Here is a 22,949-nt window from a genome sequence, read left to right on the forward strand (position 1 = left end):
CCACGGCCCGCCGAGAGCTGCGGCCGGTCGGGGGCTACGGCCGGTCGAGACGGAGCCGTACGGCCTTCGGCAGACCCGCGACCACGAGGTCGTACGAGTCCTCGACGAGCTCCCGGACCATGCGGTCCGGGAGCTCTCCGACGCTCACCGTGTTCCAGTGCCGCTTGTTCATGTGATAGCCCGGGGCGATCGCCGGGTGCTCCTCGCGAAGCCGTACGGCGTCGTCCGGATCGCACTTGAGGTTGACCCGCAGCGGCTCGGCTTCGAGCCACGAGAGCGCGAACAGCTTCCCGGCGACCTTGAAGACGGAGACGTCGGGCCCGAAGGGGAACTCCTCCGTCGCGTCGTTGAAGTCCAGGCAGAAGGCGCGCAGCTCGTCGGGGGTCATGCCTGCTTCTCCTCCGGTTCCAGCGGTTCCACGAGAACGGTGACGATCTTGTTCCGGCGGCCGGCCGGGGACTCGGCCGTCAGCCGCAGCGAGCGCCCGTCCGGCAGCTCCACGACCGCCTTGGCGCCCGCGATCGGGACCCGGCCGAGCGCCTTCGCGAGCAGCCCGCCGACGGTCTCCACGTCCTCGTCGTCGTACTCGTCGGGCCCCAGCCCGTACAGCTCGCCGAGGTCGCCGATGTCGAGGCGCGCGGTGACCCGGTGGCTGCCCTCGCCGAGGTCCTGGACCGGCGGCAGCTCACGGTCGTACTCGTCGGTGATCTCGCCGACGATCTCCTCCAGGATGTCCTCGATGGTGACGATCCCCGCCGTGCCGCCGTACTCGTCGATGACGACGGCGACGTGATTGCGCTCCTGCTGCATCTCGCGCAGCAGGTCACCGGCGTTCTTGGTGTCGGGCACGAAGGCGGCGGGCCGCATCGCCGTCGACACCACGTCCGCCTCGGAGTCCCGGTTGATGTGCGTCTTGCGGACCAGATCCTTCAGATACACGATGCCGACGATGTCGTCCTCGTTCTCCCCGGTGACGGGGATGCGCGAGAAGCCCGAGCGCAGCGCGAGGGTCAGGGCCTGACGGATCGTCTTGTACCGCTCGATGCAGATGAGATCGGTGCGGGGCACCATCACCTCGCGTACGAGCGTGTCGCCCAGCTCGAAGACGGAGTGCACCATGCGGCGCTCCTCGTCCTCGATCAGCGACTCCTGCTCGGCGAGGTCCACCATGGCCCGCAGTTCGGCCTCGGAGGCGAAGGGGCCCTTGCGGAAGCCCTTGCCCGGGGTCAGCGCGTTGCCGATGAGGATCAGCAGCTGCGGGATCGGCCCCATGATCCGGGCCAGCGGCAGCAGGACGTACGCGGCGGCCGTCGCCGTGTTCAGCGGGTGCTGGCGGCCGATGGTGCGCGGGGAGACGCCCACGGCCACGTACGACACGAGGACCATCACGGCGATGGCGACGAGCAGCGCCTCCCAGGTCTCCGGGAAGGCTTCGAGGCAGGCGTACGTGACGAGGACGCCGGCCGCCATCTCGCAGGCGACGCGCACCAGCAGGGCCACGTTGAGATAGCGGGTGGGGTCGGAGGCGACCTGGGCGAGCTTCTCGGCCCCGCGCCGGCCGGACCGTACGGCCTCGGCGGCGCGGAAGCTGGAGACGCGTGCGAGACCGGCCTCGGCGCAGGCGGCGAGCCAGGCCACGACGACCAGGGCCACCGCCCCGAGGATCAGCGAAACGTCCATCGGGGTCAGGAGACGGTCGGCGCCGGGGAGGGGCCGGTGAGGCCCTTCTCCTCGCGCCAGCCGTCGACGATCGCCGCCTGGAGGCCGAACATCTCGGCCTTCTCGTCGGGCTCCTCGTGGTCGTACCCGAGGAGGTGGAGCACGCCGTGGACGGTGAGCAGCTGGAGCTCCTCGTCCATGGAGTGCTCCGTCGGCGCGTCCTTGCCCTGCTGGGTGGCGACCTCGGGGCAGAGCACGATGTCGCCGAGGAGCCCCTGCGGGGGCTCCTGGTCGTCCTTCGCCGGCGGGCGAAGCTCGTCCATCGGGAAGGACATGACGTCCGTCGGACCCGGCAGGTCCATCCACTGGATGTGGAGCTGCTCCATCGCCTCCGCGTCCACGACGATCACCGAGAGCTCGGAGAGCGGGTGGATGCGCATGCGCGCGAGCGCGTAGCGGGCGATGTCGAGGATCGCCTGCTCGTCGACCTCGGTACCGGACTCGTTGTTGACGTCGATCGACATGTGTTCTGCGTTCTACTTCCCGTTACGGCCGCGACGGTGCTCGCCGCGGCTGTCGTCGCGGCTCTCGTTGCGGAGGTCGTACTGCTCGTACGCGTCGACGATACGGCCGACGAGCTTGTGCCGGACGACATCCTGCGACGTGAGCGTCGAGAAGTGGACGTCCTGGACGCCTTCCAGGATGTCGCGGACCTGTCGCAGACCGCTCTTCGTCCCGTTCGGCAGGTCGACCTGGGTGACGTCACCGGTGATGACGATCTTCGAGTCGAAGCCGAGGCGGGTGAGGAACATCTTCATCTGCTCGGGATTCGTGTTCTGCGCCTCGTCCAGAATGATGAACGCGTCGTTCAACGTCCTGCCACGCATGTATGCCAGCGGCGCGACCTCGATCGTCCCGCTCGCCATGAGCTTGGGGATGGAGTCGGGGTCGAGCATGTCGTGCAGCGCGTCGTAGAGCGGGCGCAGGTAGGGGTCGATCTTCTCGTAGAGCGTGCCGGGCAGGAAGCCGAGGCGCTCGCCGGCCTCGACGGCCGGGCGGGTCAGGATGATCCGGGTGACCTGCTTGGACTGCAGGGCCTGGACCGCCTTGGCCATGGCCAGGTAGGTCTTTCCCGTACCGGCGGGACCGATGCCGAAGACGATCGTGTGCTTGTCGATCGCGTCGACGTACCGCTTCTGGTTGAGGGTCTTGGGACGGATCGTGCGACCGCGGTTGGAGAGGATGTTCTGCGTGAGCACCTCGGCGGGGGTCTCCTCGCCGCCCTCCGAACCGTTCTCGCTCGCCCTGAGCATGGCGATCGAGCGTTCCACTGCGTCCTCCGTCATCGGCTGACCGGTGCGGAGCACCAGCATCATCTCGTCGAACAGGCGCTGGATCAGCGCGACTTCCGCCGCGTCGCCGACCGCGCTGACCTGGTTGCCCCGGACGTGGATGTCGGTCTCGGGGAACGAGCGCTCGATCACACGGAGCAGTGAGTCCCCCGAGCCGAGGATGGTCACCATCGGGTGCTTGGCGGGGACGGTGAAGTGGGCGCGGGCTTCGCCGAGCGCGCCGTTGTGGGATGCGGGCGTCTGAGTCATGGGCCGGCACTGTGGCCTGCACACACCTCCCGATGCAGGGCTGTCGCCGCTCGACCGCCTCTGGGCTACCAAGCCTACGACTCGGGCCCGACAAGGCCGTAGCGGTTTACGGGTGCGCCGCTCTGAACCCGATCGTCGGCACCGCCCTGCGCAGCGGCCAGGGGCGGGCGGGGGCGGGGAGGAGCCGCTCCAGGAAGGCGTAGCGGTCGCGCAGGGCTTCGGGATCCTGGCTCTCGTGGCCCTGGACGTGCTGCCACCAGGCGGCGATCTCTCCCCAGGTGGGGGCGGACAGGGAGCCGCCGAACTCCTGGACGGAGAGGGCGGCGGTGAGCCCGGCGAAGGCGAGTCGGTCGGCGAGCGGCCAGTCGGCGAGGGTGCCGGTGACGAACCCGGCGACGAAGACGTCCCCGGCGCCGGTCGGGTCGAGGGCGGAGACCTGGATGGCGGGGACCTCGGCGGTCTCTCCGGTGCCGCCGTCGACGGCGTAGGCGCCTTCGGAACCGAGGGTGACGACGGCGTAGCGGACCTTGTCCGCGAGGGCGCGGGCGGCGGCCCGGGGGCAGTCGGTCCGGGTGTAGCGCATCGCCTCGGCGGCGTTCGGCAGGAAGGCCTCGCAGTGCGTGAGGTCGGTGAGGCCGGCCAGGTCCCAGCGGCCGGTGTCGTCCCAGCCGACGTCGGCGAAGACCTTGGCGCCGCCCCGGGCGGCCTGGACGACCCAGTCCTCGGCGCGGCCGGGGACGAGGGAGGCGACGGCCGCGCGCGCGTGCGGCGGGTAGGCGGGCAGCGCACCGTCCAGCGGCGGGGCCTCGTGGCCGTGGGAGACCATCGTGCGCTCGCCCTCGTAGGCCATGGAGACCGTGACCGGGGAGTGCCAGCCGGGGACGGTGCGGGAGAGCGACAGATCGATGCCCTCGCCCTGTTCGAGCGCGTCCCAGCAGTACTCGCCGTAGTGGTCGTCGCCGAAGGCGGCGGCGAGGGAGGTCCGGAGCCCCAGCCGGGCGAGCGCGGTGGCCATGTTGGCGACGCCGCCGGGGCTGGAGCCCATGCCGCGGGCCCAGGACTCGGTGCCGCGGACGGGGGCGGAGTCGAGGCCGGTGAAGATGATGTCGAGGAAGACCGTGCCGGTCAGGAAGACGTCGCAGGCGGGGTCGGTGGGCTCGCGCAGGCACACCAACGGGTCGACCCCGGCGTCCTGTTGCGGCTGGTCTCCCCTTGCTGTGGTCACGGCGGACTCCCCGGTCGTGGTGCGTGGATCGGCACCGTGGTGCCGATCTGGACAGTGTGCCCGATGGGGCTTGAGAGACGGGGGGACGCCACACGACGGTCGCGCGATACCCATCCCACTCGACCCCAAACCAATTGTGACCCGTATCACGGACCGAATCGGGGGATTCCGCCTTCTCCGCTCACTCGGATGCTTGATACACATGGTGCCGCGACCCCGTGGCTCACCGGGCGCCGTCTCACTTCCCTGTTCAGTTCCTGGAACGCCCATGTCGTCGCGCCCGCGCGTCCCGGGGGCCCTCGTCGCCCTCGTCGCCCTCTTCACCGCCGGTTACCTCGCCCCGTACCTGCTGCCGACCGTCGTCGGCCGGCTCTCCGCCGGGATCGGCCTCACTCCGGCACAGGCGGGTCTCGTGGGATCCGTCCTGCTCCTCGGCTCCTCCACCGCGGGCTTCACGCTCGCCGCGCGCGGGGACCGGATCGGCCCCCGCCGGGCGGCCCGCGCGGGCCTGCTCGCGATGGCGGTGGGCTACGGCTCCGCCGCCGCGACCGGCATCGTGCCCCTGGTGGTCGCGGGCGCGGTCCTCGGCGGCCTCGGTTCGGGTACGGCGACGGCTGTGGCGGCGGCCGGGATCGCCGGACAGCGGGACCCGCACCGGGCCTCGACACTCGGCCTGTTGTCCGTCTCGGCCACGGCGGGCGCCCTCTACCTCACCCTCCCGCACCTCTCCGGCGGCCACGCGCCGCCGCTGCTCGCGATCGCCTGCGCGGCGGCCCTGGTGTGGCCGCTCACGAGCAGGCTGCCGGGCGGGATCGGGGAGCCCCGCGAGTCCGCCCCGACGGGCCCCCTCCCCCACCGCACGGCGGGCGCCGTCCTGGCGGGCGGCATCCTCCTCTGGTCCCTCTCCCAGAACGCCCTGTGGGGCGTGAGCGGCCGCATCGGCCTCACCCAGGCCGGTCTCTCCGAGGTCACCGTCGGCGCGGTCTTCGCGGCGGCGCTCGGCGCGGGACTCCTGGGAGTCACGGCGGCCGGGGCGCTCGGCTCCCGCCTGGGCCGTGCGGTGCCGATCGGCGTGGGCACGGTCCTCATCGCGGGCTGCGTCCTGCTCAGCTCGGCGGCGGAGGACCTCACGTCCTTCGCGACGGGCGAGATCCTGTGGAACGCCTGCTACCCGGTGGTCCTCTCCTACCTCCTGGGCCTGGCCGCCTCCCTCGACCCCCGGGGCCGCTGGGCGGTCCTGGTCGGCGCGGCGTCCTCCCTGGGCGTGGCCTGCGGCCCCGTGACGGGAAGCCTGCTGTCGGAGGGCGCCGGGTACCCGGGCATGGGCCTGGTCCTGTGCGCCCTGCTCGGCCTGGTCGCCGTCCCGATGACAGCGGTGGCCCGCCACGTCTCGGGCCGCCCCCTGGTCCCCGGCTCGGTGCGGCGCAGGGGCGGCGCGGCGGGCGCGGTCCTGGCGGGCACGGCGGCGGCGACACCACCGACGGTCCCGCAGATGGGCGCTCCGGAACAGGAGATCGCCCCGGTGCGGGTCCCGGCGGGACGCCGTCGGCCGGCGAAGTCGGCGTTCCGGCTGGCGAGGCCGAGCGACCGGGGCTGAGGAGGGCGCGTGCGGCGGGCCCGCCGCCATCGCCCCCGCCGCCTACTCGCCGCCGAACTCGTACGCCTCCACCTCGGCCAGGTACCGCCCCCGGCGCGCCTCGTCGTCCTCCAGGAACGACGCCTCGAACGAGTTCCGCGCCAACTCGCGCAGCTGCTCCGGCGTCAGCCCCCACGCATCCCGCACCGCGTCGAAGTTGTCCCCCACGTACCCCCCGAAGTACGCCGGGTCGTCGGAGTTCACGGTGACGAGCAGCCCCGCCTCCATCATCGCGGGCAGCGGGTGGTCGCCCAGCACGTCGATCGCCCGCAGCCGCACGTTGGACAGCGGGCAGAGCGTGAGCGGCACCCGCTCCCGCACGAGCCGCTCGACGAGTTCGGGGTCCTCCATGCACCGCAGCCCGTGGTCGATCCGCTCCACTCCGAGGACGTCGAGGGCCTCGCGGACGTAGGCCGCCGGACCCTCCTCGCCCGCGTGGGCGACGCGCCGCAGCCCGAGCGCGGCGGCGGCCTCGTACACCTCGCGGAACTTGGCCGGCGGGTGGCCGACCTCCGCCGAGTCCAGGCCGACACCGGTGATGCGGTCCAGGTACGGCTTCGCGGCGTCGAGGGTCGCGAGCGCCGACTCCGCCGACTCGTCGCGCAGGAAGCACATGATGAGCCGGGTGGAGATCCCGTACCGCTCCTCGGAGCGTTCGAGGGAGGCGCTCAGCCCCTCGATCACCGTGCCGATGGGGACGCCGCGGGCGGTGTGCGCCTGCGGGTCGAAGAAGATCTCGGCGTGCCGGACGCCCTGGGCGGCGGCCCGCTCCAGATAGGCGTCGGTGAGCCCGGTGAAGTCCTCGGCGGTGCGCAGGACCGCCATCAGGCCGTAGTAGAGGTCCAGGAAGGACTGGAGGTCGCTGAAGCGGTACGCCGCGCGCAGGGCGTCGGTGTCCGCGTACGGCAGGGTGACGCCGTTGCGCGCGGCGAGGGCGAAGGCCAGCTCGGGTTCGAGGGTGCCTTCGATGTGGAGGTGCAGTTCGGCCTTGGGGAGACCGGTGGGGAGGTGCATGGGGGGTGTCTATCTCTTCGGTACGGGGACCCTCATGAGGTCCTGGGCAATGCTCAGTTCGCCGTCGAACCCGGCCGCCCGCGCCTGCCGCTCGAACTCGGCCGGGTCGGAGTAGCGCTGCGAGAAGTGGGTCAGGACGAGATGCCGTACGCCCGCGTCCCGGGCCACCGTCGCCGCCTGTCCGGCCGTCAGATGGCCGTGGTCCGTGGCGAGGCGGACGTCCTCGTCGAGGAAGGTCGACTCGATGACGAGCATGTCGGCGCCATCGGCGAGCGCGTGCACGCCGTCGCAGAGCCGGGTGTCCATGACGAAGGCGAACCGCTGACCGCGCCGGACCTCGCTGACGTCGTCGAGGGTCACGCCGTCGAGGACGCCCTCGCGCTGGAGGCGGCCGACGTCGGGACCCGTGATGCCGTGCGCGGCGAGCCGTTCGGGCAGGATGCGGCGCCCGTCGGGCTCGGTGAGCCGGTAGCCGTACGACTCGACCGGGTGCGACAGCCGGCACGCGTCGAGGGTGTACGCGTCGGTGACGGCGAGCGGCCCGTCGGCGACCACCGGCGCCTCGGCCAGCCGCACGGTCTCGCGGTAGGCCGTGGCGTACCGCAGCCGCTCGAAGAAGTGCTGCCCGCTCGCCGGGTAGTGCGCGGTGACGGGGTGCGGGACCTGGTCGAGGTTGATCCGCTGGATCACCCCGGCGAGGCCGAGCGAGTGGTCGCCGTGGAAGTGCGTGACGCAGATCCGGTCGATGTCGTGCGCGGCGACCCCGGCCCGCAGCATCTGGCGCTGGGTGCCCTCACCGGGGTCGAAGAGGATGCCCTGTCCGTCCCAGCGCAGCAGATAGCCGTTGTGGTTGCGGTGCCGGGTCGGGACCTGGCTGGCGGTCCCGAGCACGACGAGTTCCCGTACGGACATGGGGGCCGCCGGTCTAGCCGGGGGGCCAGTTGAGGCCGCGGCCGCCGAGCACGTGCGCGTGGGCGTGGAAAACGGTCTGGCCCGCGCCGGCACCGGTGTTGAAGACGACCCTGAAGCCGCTGCCGTCGACCTTCTCCTGGGCGGCGACCTCTCCGGCCTCGCGCAGTATGTCGGCGGCGACGGTCGGGGCGGCGGTGGCCAGGGAGGCGGCGTCCGGGTAGTGGAGGCGCGGGATCACGAGGACGTGGGTGGGCGCCTGCGGGTTGATGTCGCGGAACGCGAGGGTGGTCTCCGTCTCGCGCACGATCGTCGCGGGCACGTCCCCCGCCACGATCTTGCAGAACAGGCAGTCGCTCTGCGGCTCTCCGGCCATGGCCTGGGCCTCCTCGCCTCGTCGGTCGCTACACGCGCATGCTATCCGCCGCCGCGGCCGCCGCCGTGTCCCAGGTCAGTCCTTGGGCGCGCGCCGGTTGAGGGCCGAGCGGCTCACCCAGTACGTGATGATCACCGCCCAGAACAGCGGCGTCCCGAGCCCGCCGACCACCCCGGCGTCGAAGGACCAGAGGGCCGTCGACACCACCGAGTAGAGCCCGAGCAGCCCCACGGCCGTGGCCATCGCGATCACCGGCCGGCAGGAACGCGCCACCAGGAACATCGGGCGGCGCAGCCGCGGCGGCACCCGGCGGCTCATCCACAGCACCCAGCCGCCCCAGGCGCCGACGATCACGGCCACGCCGATCAGGAACGGCACGATCGCGTCGGCGCCGGTGGCGCCGCTCCGGGCCGGAGCGGCGCCGAACGTCGAGGCGACGAAGCCGAGCAGCGCCACCCAGCGCGCCCCCGCCACCGTGTTCCAGGCCATGGCCTCCAGGTTGTAGCGGGCCTTGCGGTCCTGGAGGTCGAGCGCGGCGGAGGCGACGAAGCCCTCGGCGGCCTGGGTCCACGCCCCGCGCCGGAACCAGCGGCGCCGCAGCCGGAGCAGCGACAGGTTGTTGTGGGCCTCGCTGCTCTGCGGGTTGAGCCGCAGGGCTGCCTCGTACGCCCGCTGCGCGGTGGTGTGGTCGCCCCGGCGCTGGGCGGTGAGTCCCACCAGGAAGTGGGCCGCGTCCTCCTCGGGAGCGAGGCTGACGGCGGCCCGCGCCGCCTCGTACGCCTCGACGGTACGCGCGGGCGTACGCGCGTGCTCCGCGAACTGCGCGAGGGCGGTCCCGAGGGCGTAGTGGGTGCCCCAGTACTGCGGGGCGAGTCCGACGGAGTACCGGGCGGCGGTCTCCGCCTCCTGGAACCGCCGCAGTTCGAGCAGGATCTGGACGCGCATCAACCAGGCCATGAGCAGCTCGGGTTCGGCGCGCAGTGCGCCGTCCACGGCGTCCAGGGCGGCCTGGTGCTTCTGGGCACGGTGGTGGCAGCGGGCCAGCAGGACGAGCGCGTCGGCGTCCTCCGGTTCGCTCGCCAGGTGCTGGGCGACCAGCTCCCCGGCCTGCGCGAACCGCCCGGTGTCGTACAGGGCCTCGGCGCGCAGGAGCGTGGTCGGCGTCGTCACAGCTTGCGCTTCCGCTTGAGGTGGGCGAGGAGGTCGTCGTACAGGCCGCCCTCGTTGGCGAACATGGCGACGTTCCGGGCGGCAGCGAACCACGGCTCGGTGGACGGCTTGATCTGCTTGGCCGCGCCCAGCAGGTCCTTGGTGGTGATCAGCCGCACGGAGCCGCTGCGCGCGGAGTCGAGCAGCGCGGCCTCGGCGGCCGACTCGCAGACATGGGCAAGGTCGGCGCCGGAGAAGTCCTCGGTGGCCTTGACGAGCTTGCCGAGGTCGACGGCCTCGATGGGTCGCTCGCGCAGGTGGTAGCGGAGGATCGCCTCGCGCGCGGTGGCGTCCGGCGGCAGCACGAGGAGCGTGCGGTCGAGGCGGCCGGGTCGGCGCAGCGCGATGTCCACGTCCCAGGGCACGTTGGTGGCGGCGAGCACGAAGACGCCCTCGTTGCCCGCGCCGCTGGCGATGCCGTCGAGCTCGGTGAGGAGCTGGTTGACGACATTGCGCAGTCCGCTGTGGTGGGTGCGGGAGCGCTTGGCGCCGAGGGCGTCCAGCTCGTCGAGGAAGACGACACAGGGGGCCTGGCGGCGGGCGGTCTCGAAGATGTCGTGGATGTTCTTCTCGGAGGCCCCGATCCACATGTCGAGGACGTCGGAGAGCGAGACGGTGAGGAAGTTCGCGCCGAGCTCGCCGGCGACGGCCCGGGCGATGAAGGTCTTGCCGCAGCCGGGAGGACCGTAGAGGAGCAGACCGCCGCGCAGCGACTTGCCGTACAGCCTGCGCAGTTCGGGGTTGCGCATGGGGGCGAGGAAGGCGGCCTCCAGTCGATCCTTGACCTCGTCCATGCCGCCGACGTCCGCGAGGCGTACGGCACCGGGCGCGTCGACGTCCCAGGCGTCGGCGTCCCCGGCGGCACCCTCGCCGTCGGCCGTCTGCGGCTCCTCCAGGAAACGGGGCCCGACGACGTCCTGCACCTGCTGCTCGGCGGCGTCCCAGTCGAAGGCGGGTGCCTTGCCCACGGGCGGCTCGGGGGAGCTCTCCGTGGGGGCGGAGCTCGCGGTGGGCCCGGTCGGCCCGGGCGCGCGCTCCGTGGGAGCGGCGGCCGGGGCCGGCGGCATCCCCATGGCCCGCACCATCAGCGCACGCGCGTCCGCGTCCCCCGGCGCGTGCTGGAGCGCGACGGCCGCCTCCGCGACGGCCTCGTCGTTCCGTCCCCCGGCGAGGAGGAGTTCGGCGAAGTGAAGACGCAGGGGTACGTCACCGGGGGCGGCGGCCACGGCGGCGCGCAGACTGCGGATCAGGGGGGACTCGTCGGCCATGCGGCCAGCCTAAGGAGCGCGCGGGGGCGGCTGTCCACCGGGTTCGGTCCGTTGCCCGCTCCGTACACTTCGCCGGATGAGACGGGACCGCGTACCGCGCAGGCTGACGGTGAGGTCCACGGTGTGGCTGTGGACGGTCGGGCACCACCACACCCCGGACTGCCTGACGTTCCTCACCCTGCGCCGCGCCGAGAACCGCCACACCCAGCTCCGTCTGGTCTTCCGGGAGGGCCCCGGCCGCGTCGTGGCCGGCTACCCCTTCGGCGCGGGCGACATCGCCGCGACCGGCGCCGGCGCCATCCTCAACCTGAACGAGCCGGGCGTCGTACGCCGCTTCCTGGACGAGGCCGCGGCCCGCGGGCTGCTCCCGAGCGCCCACGGCATCCACGACGAGGACGGCTGGCCTCTCTACGACACCCTGACGGCCGGGGACGGACCCGGCGCGCCCGAGGCCGGGAGCGGCTAACTCCAGCGCCCCGTACGCCCCAGGACGAGCGCCGTCGCCGCCGTGCCCGCCGTCGACGTCCGCAGCACGCTCCGGCCGAGCCGGTACGGCTCCGCCCCGGCCGCCTCGAACGCGGCGAGCTCCTCCGGGGAGACCCCGCCCTCGGGGCCGACGACCAGCACGATCGAGCCCTTCTCCGGGAGTTCGGCGGTGGCGAGCGCCCCGCTCGGGTGATCGCGGTCCTCGTGCAGCACGGCCGCGAAGTCGGCGTCGGCGAGCAGCGCGGCGACCTGCTTGGTCGTCATCAGGTCCGCGACCTCGGGGAACCGGGAGCGGCGCGACTGCTTCCCGGCCTCGCGCGCGGTGGACCGCCACTTGGCGAGCGCCTTGAGGCCCCGGTCGCCCTTCCACTGCGTGATGCAGCGTGAGGCGGCCCACGGCACGATCGCGTCCACCCCGGTCTCCGTCATGGTCTCGACGGCGAGTTCGCCCCGGTCGCCCTTGGGCAGCGCCTGGACGACGGTGATACGGGGCTCCTCCTCGGGGTCCTCGTGGACCTCGTCGACCCGCACGGTGAGCTGGTCCTTGCCCTCGGCGGCCAGCACCACGCACGCGGCCCAGCGGCCCCGGCCGTCGGCGAGGACGAGCTCCTCGCCCTCCCGCAGCCGCTTCACGGAGACGGCGTGCCGGCCCTCGGGGCCGTCCAGGAGAAAGCTCCCGGGGCCGGGAACGGCGTCGACGACGAAGACGGGTGCGGTCATGAGGCGCTCCTGTGGGGCAGCTCGGGGAGAGCGGTGTCGAGTTCGGCGGCCAGCACCTCGACCAGCTGCCCGGCGGGAAGCTCGCGGGCGAGGCGATGGCCCTGACCGGCCCACAGGGCCATGCCCTGGGCGTCGCCGGCGGTGGCGGCGGCCTTGCGGATCGGGGCGGTGAGGTGGTGGATCTCGGGGTAGGCGGAGGGGGCGTACGGCCCGTGCTCGCGTATGAAGCGGTTGACGAGGCCGCGCGCCGGACGCCCGGTGAAGGCCCGGGTGAAGGCGGTCCGGGTGTACAGCGGGTCGGTCAGGGCCCGCTTGTGCAGCGGGTGGGCGCCCGACTCGGGGCAGCAGAGGAAGGCCGTGCCGAGCTGGGCGGCGTCCGCACCGGCGGCCAGGGCGGCGGCGATCTGCGCGCCGCGCATGATGCCGCCGGCCGCGACGATCGGCAGGGCGACACTCTCGCGGACCAGGCTGAGCAGGGTGAGCAGTCCGGTGCCCGGGGTGTCGTCGGCGGGATCGTCGCGGAACGTGCCCTGGTGTCCACCCGCCTCGGCGCCCTGCACACAGACGGCGCTCGCCCCGGCCTGCTGGGCGGCGAGGGCCTCCTCGGCGGAGGTGACGGTCACGATCGTGAACGTTCCCACACGCGCGAAGGACGCGAGGACCTCGGGCGTGGGGCAGCCGAAGGTGAAGGAGACGACACGGACCGGATCCTCCAGGAGGATCGCCAGTTTGGCGTCGTACGCGTCGTCACGGCAGTCGTCGGTCTCACCGAGCGGGGTCTCGTACCAGGTGGCCTCGCCTGCGAGCTGGTGCCGGTAGACCTCGACGGACGCGGGGTCGGCGGGCCGCCCGGACTCCGGCAGGAAGAGGTTGACGCCGAAGGGGCGTGCGGTGAGCCCCCGCACCTGCTTGATCTCCTGGTAGAGGCCTCCGGCCGTCTTGTAACCGCCGGCCAGGAAGCCGAGCGCCCCGGCCGCGCACACGGCTCCGACCAGCTCGGGAGAGGAGGCGCCACCCGCCATGGGGGCCTGCACGATCGGAAACCGAGAGAGATCGTTCAGTGCGGTGGTGGACATATGGGCATCGTGTCATGCCCCTGCTTCCGGGCCGAATCCGTACGTCAGGTCACGGAAGGGGCGGCGACCGCGGTCCGCGGTCGCCGCCCCTTCCGTACACGGATCCTGCCTGACGCCCGTCGAACACGAGCCTCCCGGCCGAGCGCACGACGCCCGTTGAAGGCGCCCGTCAACCCCGAGAACAGACCCTGCCGACCGGGCTGTGACCCGGGGGACGACCCCCGGACCCCCGGCCGCGCGCCTAACGCCCGTTGAACGCGTCCTTCAACCGTGAGAACAGACCCTGCTGACCGGGCTGGAACTGTCCGGTGGGCCGTTCCTCGCCGCGCAGCTTGGCGAGTTCCCGCAGGAGGCGCTCCTGCTCAGCGTCGAGCTTGCCCGGGGTCTGCACCTCGACGTGCACGATCAGGTCGCCCCGGCCGTTGCCTCGCAGGTGCGTGACGCCGCGGCCGTGCAGCGGGATCGACTGGCCGGACTGCGTGCCCGGACGGACGTCGATCTCCTCGAGACCGTCGAGGGTCTGCAGCTGCACCTTGGTGCCGAGCGCGGCCGCCGTCATCGGGAGGGTGACCGTGCAGTGCAGGTCGTCGCCGCGCCGCTGGAAGGTCTCGTGCGGGGTCTCGTGGATCTCGACGTACAGGTCGCCGGCGGGGCCGCCGCCGGGGCCGACCTCGCCCTCGCCCGCGAGCTGGATCCTGGTGCCGTTGTCGACACCTGCCGGGATCTTGACCGTGAGGGTGCGGCGGGACCGGACCCGGCCGTCGCCCGCGCACTCGGGGCACGGGGTCGGGACCACGGTGCCGAAGCCCTGGCACTGCGGGCAGGGCCGCGAGGTCATGACCTGGCCCAGGAAGGACCGGGTGACCTGCGAGACCTCGCCGCGGCCGCGGCACATGTCACAGGTCTGCGCGGAGGTGCCGGGTGCGGCGCCCTCGCCCGAGCAGGTCGTACAGACGACCGCCGTGTCGACCTGGATGTCCTTGGTGGTGCCGAAGGCCGCCTCGTTGAGGTCGATCTCCAGACGGATCATGGCGTCCTGGCCGCGGCGGGTCCGCGAGCGCGGGCCGCGCTGCTGGGACGTGCCGAAGAAGGCGTCCATGATGTCGGAGAAGTTGCCGAAGCCACCGGCCCCGAAGCCGCCCGCGCCGCCTCCGCCGGAGGCCGAGAGCGGGTCGCCGCCCAGGTCGTAGACCTGCTTCTTCTGCGGGTCCGAGAGGACCTCGTAGGCGGCGTTGATCTCCTTGAAGCGTTCCTGCGTCTTCGGATCGGGATTCACATCCGGGTGCAGCTCGCGCGCGAGCCTCCGGAAGGCCTTCTTGATCTCGTCCTGGGACGCGTCGCGGCGCACGCCGAGTACGGCGTAGTAGTCCGTGGCCACTTACGACTCCGCCAGGATCTGTCCGACGTAACGTGCCACTGCGCGTACCGCTCCCATCGTTCCGGGGTAGTCCATGCGGGTCGGTCCGACCACGCCGAGTTTGGCGACTGCCTCGCCGCCCGAACCGTAGCCGACCGAGACGACGGACGTGGAGCTCAGCCCCTCGTGGGCGTTCTCGTGCCCGATGCGTACGGTCATGCCCGATTCCTTGGCCTCGCCGAGCAGCTTGAGGAGCACGACCTGCTCCTCCAGAGCCTCAAGGACGGGCCTGATCATCAGGGGGAAGTCGGGTCCGAAGCGGGTGAGATTGGCGGTGCCGCCGATCATCAGCCGCTCCTCGTGCTCCTCGACGAGGCTTTCGAGGAGGGTCGCGAGCACGGTCGAGACCGTGGCGCGGTCCTCGAGCTCCTCGAAGGACTCGGGGAGATCCTGCACCAACTGCGGCACGTCGGCGAACCGGCGGCCGACGACCCGGCTGTTGAGCCGGGCCCGCAGGTCGGCGAGCGAGGTCTCGCCGAACGGCGCGGGGCAGTCGACGACCCGCTGCTCCACGCGGCCGGTGTCCGTGATGAGCACCAGCATCAGGCGGGCGGGGGCCAGCGAGAGCAGCTCCACGTGCCGGACGGTCGAGCGGGTCAGCGAGGGGTACTGGACGACGGCGACCTGACGGGTCAGCTGGGCGAGCAGCCGGACTGTACGGCCGACGACGTCGTCCAGGTCGACCGCGCCGTCGAGGAAGTTGTGGATGGCCCGGCGCTCGGGCGTCGACAGCGGCTTGACGCCGGCGAGCCGGTCGACGAAGAGGCGGTAGCCCTTGTCGGTCGGGATGCGGCCGGCGCTGGTGTGAGGCTGGGCGATGAAGCCCTCCTCCTCCAGGACGGCCATGTCGTTACGCACCGTGGCCGGGGAGACCCCGAGCTTGTGGCGCTCGGTGAGCGCCTTGGAGCCGACGGGCTCCTCCGTCCCGACGTAGTCCTGGACGATGGCGCGCAGGACCTCGAGTCTGCGTTCGCTGAGCATCGTGCGCACCTCCAGCTGTCGTCGTCGTTCCGGTTGCTCCGCTTTTGGCACTCGCCCTGTTCGAGTGCCAGCGATCCCCCGGCCAGTGTACGGCGGCGGGCATCGCTCCTGGCAAGGTGGCGACGCCTCCACCGGCTAGCGTCGCCGCATGGACGTGGATTGGGAAGCGTACGGATGGGAGCGGCTCGCGGACGGGGTGGGCCGGCGACGGCTGCCCGGGTGGGACGCCACGGTCGGACTGGTACTGGGCGAACGGGCGGTGCTGCTGTACGACACGGGCTCCTCGCTCGCGGAGGGCGCCGAGCTGCGGACGCGGATCTCGGACCTCACGGGCGGCCGCAGAGTGACGCACATCGCATTGAGTCACCCCCACTTCGACCATGTTTTCGGCACGGCGGCGTTCTCGGGCGCGGAGGTCTTCGGCGCGGTGGGCTCGGACGAGCTCCTCTGCCGGGCGCGGGACCGGGAGGCGCTGCGCGCGGACGCGGTACGGCACGGGCTCGACGAGACGGCGGCGACGGAGGCGGTGGACGTCCTGGTGGCCCCGCGGCACGTGGTCTCCGGCGAGTGGACGCTCGACCTGGGCGGCCGGCAGGTCCTCCTGGCGAACGTCGGCCCCGGCCACACGGGCCACGACCTGGTGCTCCTGGTGCCGGGTGAGCGCGAGGTGGTCTTCTGCGGCGACCTGGTCGAGGAGTCGGGCGAGCCGCAGGCGGGCCCGGACGCGATCCCCTCCCGCTGGCCGGACGCCCTCGACCGGCTGCTGCGGCTCGGCGGCGAGGACGCGGTGTACGTGCCGGGGCACGGGGCGGTGGTGGACGCCACGTTCGTACGACTCCAGCGGGAGGAACTGGCAACGCGCTTCTCCGTCGCATAACGTCGCCCGAATGCGCAGCTACAACCCGGACCTGACGCCCCCTTGGAAGCGCTCGGCGCCCGTTCCCGAGGTCCCGGCCGACCGTGACCTGGTCGTCGAGGAGGTCACGACGGGATTCTGCGGGGCGGTGATCCGCTGTGAGGCGGGCACGGTGACCCTGGAGGACCGCTTCGGCAAGCACCGCGTGTTCCCGATGGATCCGCGCGGCTTCCTCCTGGAGGGCCGGGTGGTGACCCTGATCCGCCCGTCGGCCGCTCCCACCCGCCCCACCCGTACGGCGTCGGGCTCGGTGGCGGTCCCGGGGGCGCGGGCCCGGGTGGCGCGCGCGGGCCGGATCTACGTGGAGGGCCGCCACGACGCGGAGCTGGTGGAGCGGGTCTGGGGCGACGACCTCCGCATCGAGGGGGTGGTCGTGGAGTACCTGGAGGGCGTAGACGACCTCCCGTCGATCGTCGCGGAGTTCGCCCCCGCGCCCGACGCCCGCCTGGGCGTCCTGGTGGACCACCTGGTCCCGGGTTCTAAGGAGTCGAGGATCGCCGCCCAGGTGACCTCGCCGGACGTGCTGGTCGTCGGCCACCCGTACATCGACATCTGGGAGGCGGTGAAGCCGGCGTCGGTGGGCATCCGGGCCTGGCCGCGGGTCCCCAGGGGCCAGGACTGGAAGACGGGCGTGTGCGAGGCGCTGGGCTGGCCGCCGAACACGGGCGCCGCCTGGCAGCACATCCTGTCGAGGGTGACGACGTACAAGGATCTGGAACCGGAGCTGCTGGGCCGGGTGGAGGAACTGATCGACTTCGTGACGGCGCCGTAGGGGCGTTCCCGGGAGCCGTGTCGGCCGCGGGGGGCCGCGAGCGGTGTACGCCCGACCGACCCACACCCCCCACCACGACTAGGCCCCTTGCGACCCGCCGGCCAGGAGCCACGCCACCACGGCCCGGACCGCGCCGGAGACGGCCGCGCCCACCAGCGCGAGCCCCACCTTGAGGGAGATCTTCCGCTTCATCGTCGTCGCCTTTCGGAGGTGACCGGTTGATGCTCCAACTCTCCGATGACCACGCGGTGTTGCGCCAAGCGATACGCGTTGCGGATGCTGTGGGACACGGTCCGAGCACGACCCGGAGGAGCGGCACGGGTGGATGAGGTCACGGCGGAACACCCCGAGGGGAACGAGCGGGCCACAGCGGACAGGCCGGCGGCGGACCACTCCGGAGCGGACGAGCCGGCCACGACGGACCACGGCGAAGCGGACGACGTGGTCTCCGCGGAGCTCGTACCGCTGGACGACGTGGCGAAGGCCCTGCTCATGGGCCTGCGGCCGATCCCCGACCAGGTCGTGGGCGAGCGCCGCGAGCTGGCCGAGGCGCTGCGCCGGTGCTTCTTCGAACTCGACACCACCATGCGCAGGTACGCCGTCCTGCGCCGCTACAGCGCGAGCAGCCTCAGCCGCTACCTCAGCGGTGAGACCGCCGCACCCGACCACTTCGTCAACGCGCTGATGGACGACGTCGGCAAGAAGCTGGGACGCCCGATGTCCCCGCAGGCCCGGCAGGCCATGACCCGTATGCAGCGCGCGGCACTCAAGTCGACCAACAGCCGCGCCTGGCAGGTCCAGCAGCTGGAGGACCAGCTGGCAGGAGCCCTCCAGGAGAAGGCACTCGCCAGGACCATGGCAGACGCGGTGGCCACCTCCCTGCTGGAGCACCAGGAACGCGTCGCGACGCTGGAGGCCGAACGGCGGGCGCTCACCGAGGAGGTGGCCGCGCGGCGGACCACCGGCATCGAGCTGGACCTGTTGCGCGCGGAACAACACCGCATGCTCACCGACCACCAGGCCCTGCGCCGACGCGTCGCCGAGCTGGAAGCGGCGCTCGAAGCGGCCGAACTCCGTGTTGCGCTCGCCGAGCAACGCTGTGCCGACCTGGAACACACCCTGCTCGCGGCCGATGCCTCCGCCGCCGCCGAGGAGGATGCGGACCGGCTCCGGATGGAGGAGAAGCTGGCCCGGCGCCAGGAGGAACTGGACCGGCTGCGGGAGGAGGTGGCCTCGCTCCGGGTCGATCGCGTGGCGGAGGCGCGCCCGGGAGAGCACGACGCACCCCGGCCCCGACCCGAATCTGCAACCGGGCCCCCGTCCCTTCCCGAGACACAGGCCCGGTCTGCCTACACGGACGTCGCGTCGCACGTCACCGTCGTCTTCGCGGGCTACCACCGGCCCTGGGCCGCGTGGATCGCGCGACGGCTGGAGTCGCACGGCCACCGCGCCACGCTCCAGCGCTGGGACCCGCCCCGTGACGTCCCCCTGGAGCAGACGTTCCGTGATCTGCTGCTCCCCCGTGGCCACGTCCTCCTCGTCCTCGACGAGTGGTTCTTCGAACTGGGAGCCCGGCCGGACGGGGAATGGAACGATCTCCTGCGCGGCTTCGCCGTCGAGCACACCGACCGCTTCGCCGCCGTCAGCCTCACCGACCGCACCCTGCTTCCGGCGGCCGCCGCGCTCGAACCGGTGAGTCTGTGGGGCGTCGACGAGGAGGAGGCCGGGGCCCGGCTGCTCGCCAGGCTCACTCTGCGGACCGTCCGACCCGCCGCCCGGCGCGTTCCGCCGGGTTCCCCGATCCGCTACCCCGCCGATCCCCCCGCCGTCTGGGGCGAGGTCCCCCGCCGCAATCCCCGTTTCACCGGCCGTGACGACCTCCTCACCGCCCTTCGGGAACGGCTGACGGACGCCGAACGGGGCACTGCGGCCTTCGCGCTCGTGGGTATGTCGGGCATCGGGAAGACGCAGATCGCGGCCGAGTACGCGCACCGCTTCAGCCCGGACTACGACGTCGTCTGGTGGGTGAACTCCGCCGACCGCACCGTCCGGCGCGACGCTCTCGGCGAACTCGCGGTCGGGCTCTCCCTGCCCGTCGGCAGGGAGCCCGGTGAGCGCGTCCGCGCCGTCCGGGAGGCCCTGCGCCGGGGCGACCCGCACGGGCGCTGGCTCGTCGTCTTCGACGGCTGGGAGGACACCGACGACATCGACGTCATGCTGCCCCAGGGACCCGGCCATGTGCTGATCACCTCGCGCAACCGCGGCTGGCGCGAGCACACCGACATCCTGGAGGTCCCCGGCTTCGACCGGCGCGAGTCCACCGGCCATCTGATGCGCCGCGCCCCGCAGATCAGTGCGGCCGAGGCCGACGAGGTCGCCGCCGAGGTCGGAGACGTACCCCTGCCGGTCGTCCAGGCCGCCGCATGGCTGGGCGAGACCGGGGAGGAGGCCGCCGCTTACCTTCGCAGGCTCCGCGACGGACGCGTCTCCACCATCGAGGACTCCCTCTCGGGGGACTCCCTGCCCCACGACTCCCTCGCCTCGTGGTCGCTGCTGATCAACCGGCTCCGCCGCTCCCACCCGCAGGCTCTGCAGGTGCTCAGCCTGTGCGCCGCCTTAGCCCCCGGCCCCAAGCCGCTCGGTCTGCTCCGCAGCGGCCCCGCGGCGCACCTGCCCGTGGATGTCCGCTGGATCGCCACGGACCAGGCGGCCTGGAACCGCGCGCTCGACACCCTCACCAGCTATTCGATCCTCACCCGGATACCCCGCCCCGCCATCGCCGGGAAGGAGAGCGGCCCTGACCAGGAGTCGGTCCACATGCACCGCCTGGTGCACGACATCGTCACCCGGCTCATCGACCGCGAGCACCACGACGCCCACCGCAAGGCCGTCCGCAACCTCCTCGCCGAGGCCGACCCCGGTGACCCCACGGACAGCGGCCAGTGGCACCGCTACTCCACGATCCTGCCCCACCTGGAAGCCTCTGGAGCGCTCCGCAGCACCGCGCCCCGTATCCAGTCCACCGTCCTCAACTGCCTGCGGTTCTGCGCCAGCAGCGGCGTGTACGGAGAGGGGATTCGGCTCGCCCGGCGCATCCGGCAGCACTGGGACGACTTCATGGACCCGGCCGGTGTGCCGATGCACAGCCTGACCGCCGTGGAGGCCGACCTCCTGCGGGCCGCCGGCCGCTTCCGGGAGGCGTACGAGCAGAGCGTGCGCGCGCTGCGGAAACCGAAGGACCTCGACCCGCACGGCGAACTCGCCGAACTGACCACCCAGAGTGCCGTGGCCAACGGCATGCGGCACCTGGGCCGGTACGAGGACGCCCACCGCTTCCAGCGGGAGATACTCGACCGGTCCATCCGGCTCGTCGGCACGGACGACCCCCGCAGCCTGGCCGCTCGTCACGACCTCGCGGCCACCCTCCGGGCCCTCGGACGCTACCGGGAGGCGTACGAGAACGACCTGTTGACGCGGGCCCAGCGGGAGGAACTCCTCGGCAGGGACCACCTGGCCGGCCTCGCCTCGGCCAACGCCGTCACACGCGATCAGCGGCTCCTCGGCATGCACGCGGGGGCCCTCGCCCACCAGACGGCGGTCGTCCGCCGCCACGCGGAGGCCTTCGGCCTGCGCCACCCGCAGACGCTGGAGGCCGACGTCGAGCTCGCCCTGTGCCGTCGTCACGGCGACCCGCAGGGCATGGACACCTCACTCGCCGAGCTGCTGGACCGCTCCGGCGAGATCCACGGGCCCGGGCACCACATCACCCTCCAGTGCCTCACCCTCTACGCGCACTTCCTGCGCAAGCACGGTGATCTCGAGCAGGCCAGGAAACTCAGCGCCGAAGCGGAAACCGGCTACCGGGCCCTCCTCGGCCCCGCTCACCCCGTCTCCGCGGGCGCCGTCACCACCACGGCGCTGGTGATGCGGGCCGCCGGCGAGCAGGCGGCCGCCCTCACCATGCTGGAGTCCACGCTCGCGGGACTCGAATCCTCGGTCGGGCCCGACCACCCCTGGACCCTGGGCTGCGCCCTCAACACGGCCGCGGCCCGTCACGACAAGGGAGAGGTCGCCGCCGCCGCCGAACTCAGCCGCGACACCCTCCGGCGCGCCCAGCAGACCCTCGGCCCGGAGCACCCGCTGGCCCTCTCCTGCCAGCTCGCTCTCGCCGCCGACCTGCGCGCCCTGCCGGGCCTGTTCGGTCTGCGCGAGTCCGAGGAGGCCGAGAAACTGGAGGAAGACGCCGTACACCGCCTCACCGGGGCCCTCGGCTCCCGGCACCCGCTCACCCTGTCGGCCCGGAGCGGCATCCGCCCCGCCTGGGAGTTCGAGCCGTACGTCGACTGACGCCCCCCGCATCACGGCAGCCCCGGGGGGTCTCTTGCCGATCAGGGCCTAGTCCACGAGGTCCCGCACCACCGCGTCCGCGAGCAGCCGTCCGCGCAGGGTCAGAACCGCCCGTCCCGCGGCGTACGGCCCGGCGTCGAGCAGCCCGTCGGCGAGGGCCTTGCGGGAGGCGGCGAGGCCCGCCGGCTTGAGGAGGAAGAGCTCGACGCCCTCCTTGAGCCGTAGCTCCAGGAGCACGCGCTCGACCCGGCGGTCCTCCTCGGAGAGCAGCTCCCGTCCGGCCCCCGGCGTCTTCCCCGCGGCCAGCGCGGCGGCGTACGCACCGGGATGCTTCACGTTCCACCAGCGGACGCCGCCGACGTGGCTGTGGGCGCCGGGGCCCGCGCCCCACCAGTCGGCGCCGCGCCAGTACAGCTCGTTGTGGAGGCAGCGCCCGGCCTCGGAGGTGGCCCAGTTGGACACCTCGTACCAGTCGAAGCCGGCCCCGGAGAGGACGTCCTCGGCGATGAGGTACCGGTCGGCGTGGACGTCGTCGTCGGTCATGGGGACCTCGCCGCGCCGAATGCGCCGCGCCAGCTGCGTACCCTCCTCGACGATCAGCGCGTAGGCGCTGATGTGGTCGGGCCCGGCGCCGATGGCCGCGTCGAGGGAGGCCCGCCAGTCGTCGTCGGTCTCGCCGGGGGTGCCGTAGATCAGGTCGAGGTTGACGTGCTCGAATCCGGCGGCCCGGGCCTCCCCGACGCAGGCCTCGGGGCGGCCCGGGGTGTGTGTGCGGTCGAGGATCTTCAGGACGTGCTGCTTGGCGCTCTGCATGCCGAAGGAGATCCGGTTGAACCCACCGGCCCGCAGCTCCGCCAGATAGGCCGGGTTCACGGAGTCGGGGTTGGCCTCGGTCGTCACCTCGGCGTCGTCGGCGAGCCCGAACTCCTCGCGGACGGCTCCCAGCATCCGTACGAGATCGCCGGCGGCGAGCAGTGTGGGCGTACCGCCGCCCACGAAGACGGTCCGCACCGGCCGCGGGTCGTCCCCGAGCACCTTCCGGGCGAGCCGGATCTCCTCGACGACCTGCTCGGCGTAGTTGTCCCGGGAGGCGAGCACGCCCCCGGTCCCCCGCAGCTCGCTGGCCGTGTAGGTGTTGAAGTCGCAGTACCCGCAGCGCGTCGCGCAGTACGGCACATGCAGATAGAACCCGAGCGGTCGCTCCCCCGCCCCTTCGAGGGCGTGCGGGGGCAGCGCCCCGTCGTCGGGAACGGACTCACCATCGGGCAGTACGGAAGGCATGAGCCCCATTGTCCCGTACTGCCCGAGGTGAACGCCCGGCCTGTGGACAACCTCTC

At 72.7% G+C, this 22,949-nt stretch carries 20 protein-coding genes; 5 read left to right on the plus strand and 15 right to left on the minus strand.

Features of this window, described 5'->3' with window-relative positions:
- Positions 1-34: 34 nt before the first annotated feature.
- The 5 genes from IF00_RS0112685 to IF00_RS0112705 form a co-directional block, all read right to left on the minus strand.
- Entirely contained in the window at positions 35-388 is a 354-nt protein-coding gene (locus tag IF00_RS0112685) for an MmcQ/YjbR family DNA-binding protein (protein WP_030317471.1), read from the minus strand.
- Positions 385-1,680, minus strand: coding sequence for a hemolysin family protein (locus tag IF00_RS0112690; RefSeq protein WP_030317473.1), 1,296 nt, complete (start codon positions 1,678-1,680; stop codon positions 385-387). The genes IF00_RS0112685 and IF00_RS0112690 overlap by 4 nt, the downstream gene beginning before the upstream one ends.
- 5 nt (positions 1,681-1,685) lie before the next feature.
- Complete coding sequence (gene ybeY, locus IF00_RS0112695) at positions 1,686-2,183, minus strand: rRNA maturation RNase YbeY (protein ID WP_030317475.1); 498 nt, start codon at positions 2,181-2,183, stop codon at positions 1,686-1,688.
- Positions 2,184-2,195: 12 nt separating this feature from the next.
- The gene (locus tag IF00_RS0112700; protein WP_030317477.1) at positions 2,196-3,260 is read right to left on the minus strand and encodes a PhoH family protein; all 1,065 of its coding nucleotides are present in this window, start codon (positions 3,258-3,260) and stop codon (positions 2,196-2,198) included.
- A 106-nt stretch (positions 3,261-3,366) separates the two neighbouring features.
- On the minus strand, positions 3,367-4,485 hold the full coding sequence (locus tag IF00_RS0112705) for a carbohydrate kinase family protein (RefSeq protein WP_030317478.1): 1,119 nt from the start codon (positions 4,483-4,485) through the stop codon (positions 3,367-3,369).
- A 268-nt stretch (positions 4,486-4,753) separates the two neighbouring features.
- Between IF00_RS0112705 and IF00_RS0112710 the strand changes: the two genes are divergently transcribed.
- The gene (locus tag IF00_RS0112710; RefSeq protein ID WP_030317479.1) at positions 4,754-6,082 is read left to right on the plus strand and encodes an MFS transporter; all 1,329 of its coding nucleotides are present in this window, start codon (positions 4,754-4,756) and stop codon (positions 6,080-6,082) included.
- 42 nt (positions 6,083-6,124) lie between these two features.
- Here the strand turns inward: IF00_RS0112710 and IF00_RS0112715 are convergent, their stop codons facing one another.
- The 5 genes from IF00_RS0112715 to IF00_RS0112735 form a co-directional block, all read right to left on the minus strand.
- A complete protein-coding gene (locus IF00_RS0112715) occupies positions 6,125-7,135 on the minus strand; it encodes an adenosine deaminase (protein ID WP_030317481.1) in 1,011 nt (336 codons plus the stop codon).
- A gap of 9 nt (positions 7,136-7,144) precedes the next feature.
- Positions 7,145-8,047, minus strand: coding sequence for a ribonuclease Z (locus IF00_RS0112720; RefSeq protein WP_030317482.1), 903 nt, complete (start codon positions 8,045-8,047; stop codon positions 7,145-7,147).
- Positions 8,048-8,060: 13 nt separating this feature from the next.
- Positions 8,061-8,420, minus strand: a complete 360-nt coding sequence (locus IF00_RS0112725; RefSeq protein ID WP_030317484.1) for a histidine triad nucleotide-binding protein — start codon at positions 8,418-8,420, stop codon at positions 8,061-8,063.
- Positions 8,421-8,495: 75 nt separating this feature from the next.
- A complete protein-coding gene (locus IF00_RS0112730) occupies positions 8,496-9,590 on the minus strand; it encodes a tetratricopeptide repeat protein (RefSeq protein ID WP_030317486.1) in 1,095 nt (364 codons plus the stop codon).
- Positions 9,587-10,897: a tetratricopeptide repeat protein gene (locus IF00_RS0112735; RefSeq protein WP_030317488.1), complete on the minus strand. Its 1,311-nt coding sequence runs from the start codon at positions 10,895-10,897 to the stop codon at positions 9,587-9,589. Before IF00_RS0112735 ends, IF00_RS0112730 begins: the two co-directional genes overlap by 4 nt.
- Positions 10,898-10,973: 76 nt before the next feature.
- Here IF00_RS0112735 and IF00_RS0112740 point away from each other — a divergent pair, with 76 nt between their 5' ends.
- On the plus strand, positions 10,974-11,363 hold the full coding sequence (locus IF00_RS0112740; RefSeq protein ID WP_030317490.1) for a hypothetical protein: 390 nt from the start codon (positions 10,974-10,976) through the stop codon (positions 11,361-11,363).
- On the opposite strand, the gene IF00_RS0112745 is transcribed toward IF00_RS0112740, so the two are convergent.
- The 4 genes from IF00_RS0112745 to hrcA form a co-directional block, all read right to left on the minus strand.
- The gene (locus tag IF00_RS0112745; protein WP_030317492.1) at positions 11,360-12,103 is read right to left on the minus strand and encodes a 16S rRNA (uracil(1498)-N(3))-methyltransferase; all 744 of its coding nucleotides are present in this window, start codon (positions 12,101-12,103) and stop codon (positions 11,360-11,362) included. The genes IF00_RS0112740 and IF00_RS0112745 overlap by 4 nt on opposite strands.
- The gene (locus IF00_RS0112750; RefSeq protein WP_030317494.1) at positions 12,100-13,179 is read right to left on the minus strand and encodes a nitronate monooxygenase; all 1,080 of its coding nucleotides are present in this window, start codon (positions 13,177-13,179) and stop codon (positions 12,100-12,102) included. The genes IF00_RS0112745 and IF00_RS0112750 overlap by 4 nt, the downstream gene beginning before the upstream one ends.
- Positions 13,180-13,420: 241 nt before the next feature.
- A complete protein-coding gene (dnaJ, locus tag IF00_RS0112755; RefSeq protein WP_030317496.1) occupies positions 13,421-14,557 on the minus strand; it encodes a molecular chaperone DnaJ in 1,137 nt (378 codons plus the stop codon).
- Positions 14,558-15,577 carry a heat-inducible transcriptional repressor HrcA gene (gene hrcA, locus IF00_RS0112760; RefSeq protein WP_030317498.1) on the minus strand — a complete coding sequence of 340 codons (1,020 nt, stop codon included), beginning with the start codon at positions 15,575-15,577 and terminating at the stop codon, positions 14,558-14,560.
- A 148-nt stretch (positions 15,578-15,725) separates the two neighbouring features.
- Here hrcA and IF00_RS0112765 point away from each other — a divergent pair, with 148 nt between their 5' ends.
- From IF00_RS0112765 to fxsT, 3 genes are all read left to right on the plus strand, one after another.
- On the plus strand, positions 15,726-16,454 hold the full coding sequence (locus IF00_RS0112765) for an MBL fold metallo-hydrolase (protein ID WP_030317500.1): 729 nt from the start codon (positions 15,726-15,728) through the stop codon (positions 16,452-16,454).
- Positions 16,455-16,464: 10 nt separating this feature from the next.
- On the plus strand, positions 16,465-17,265 hold the full coding sequence (locus IF00_RS0112770; RefSeq protein ID WP_030317502.1) for a DUF3097 domain-containing protein: 801 nt from the start codon (positions 16,465-16,467) through the stop codon (positions 17,263-17,265).
- Positions 17,266-17,586: 321 nt separating this feature from the next.
- On the plus strand, positions 17,587-21,612 hold the full coding sequence (gene fxsT / locus IF00_RS41160) for an FxSxx-COOH system tetratricopeptide repeat protein (protein WP_245234507.1): 4,026 nt from the start codon (positions 17,587-17,589) through the stop codon (positions 21,610-21,612).
- Positions 21,613-21,660: 48 nt separating this feature from the next.
- Here the strand turns inward: fxsT and hemW are convergent, their stop codons facing one another.
- A complete protein-coding gene (gene hemW, locus IF00_RS0112785; protein WP_030317506.1) occupies positions 21,661-22,902 on the minus strand; it encodes a radical SAM family heme chaperone HemW in 1,242 nt (413 codons plus the stop codon).
- Between the last annotated feature and the right edge of the window lie 47 nt (positions 22,903-22,949).

The sequence above is a fragment of the Streptomyces flavochromogenes genome (genome assembly GCF_000717595.1).
GTDB classification, from domain to species: Bacteria; Actinomycetota; Actinomycetes; order Streptomycetales; family Streptomycetaceae; genus Streptomyces; species Streptomyces flavochromogenes.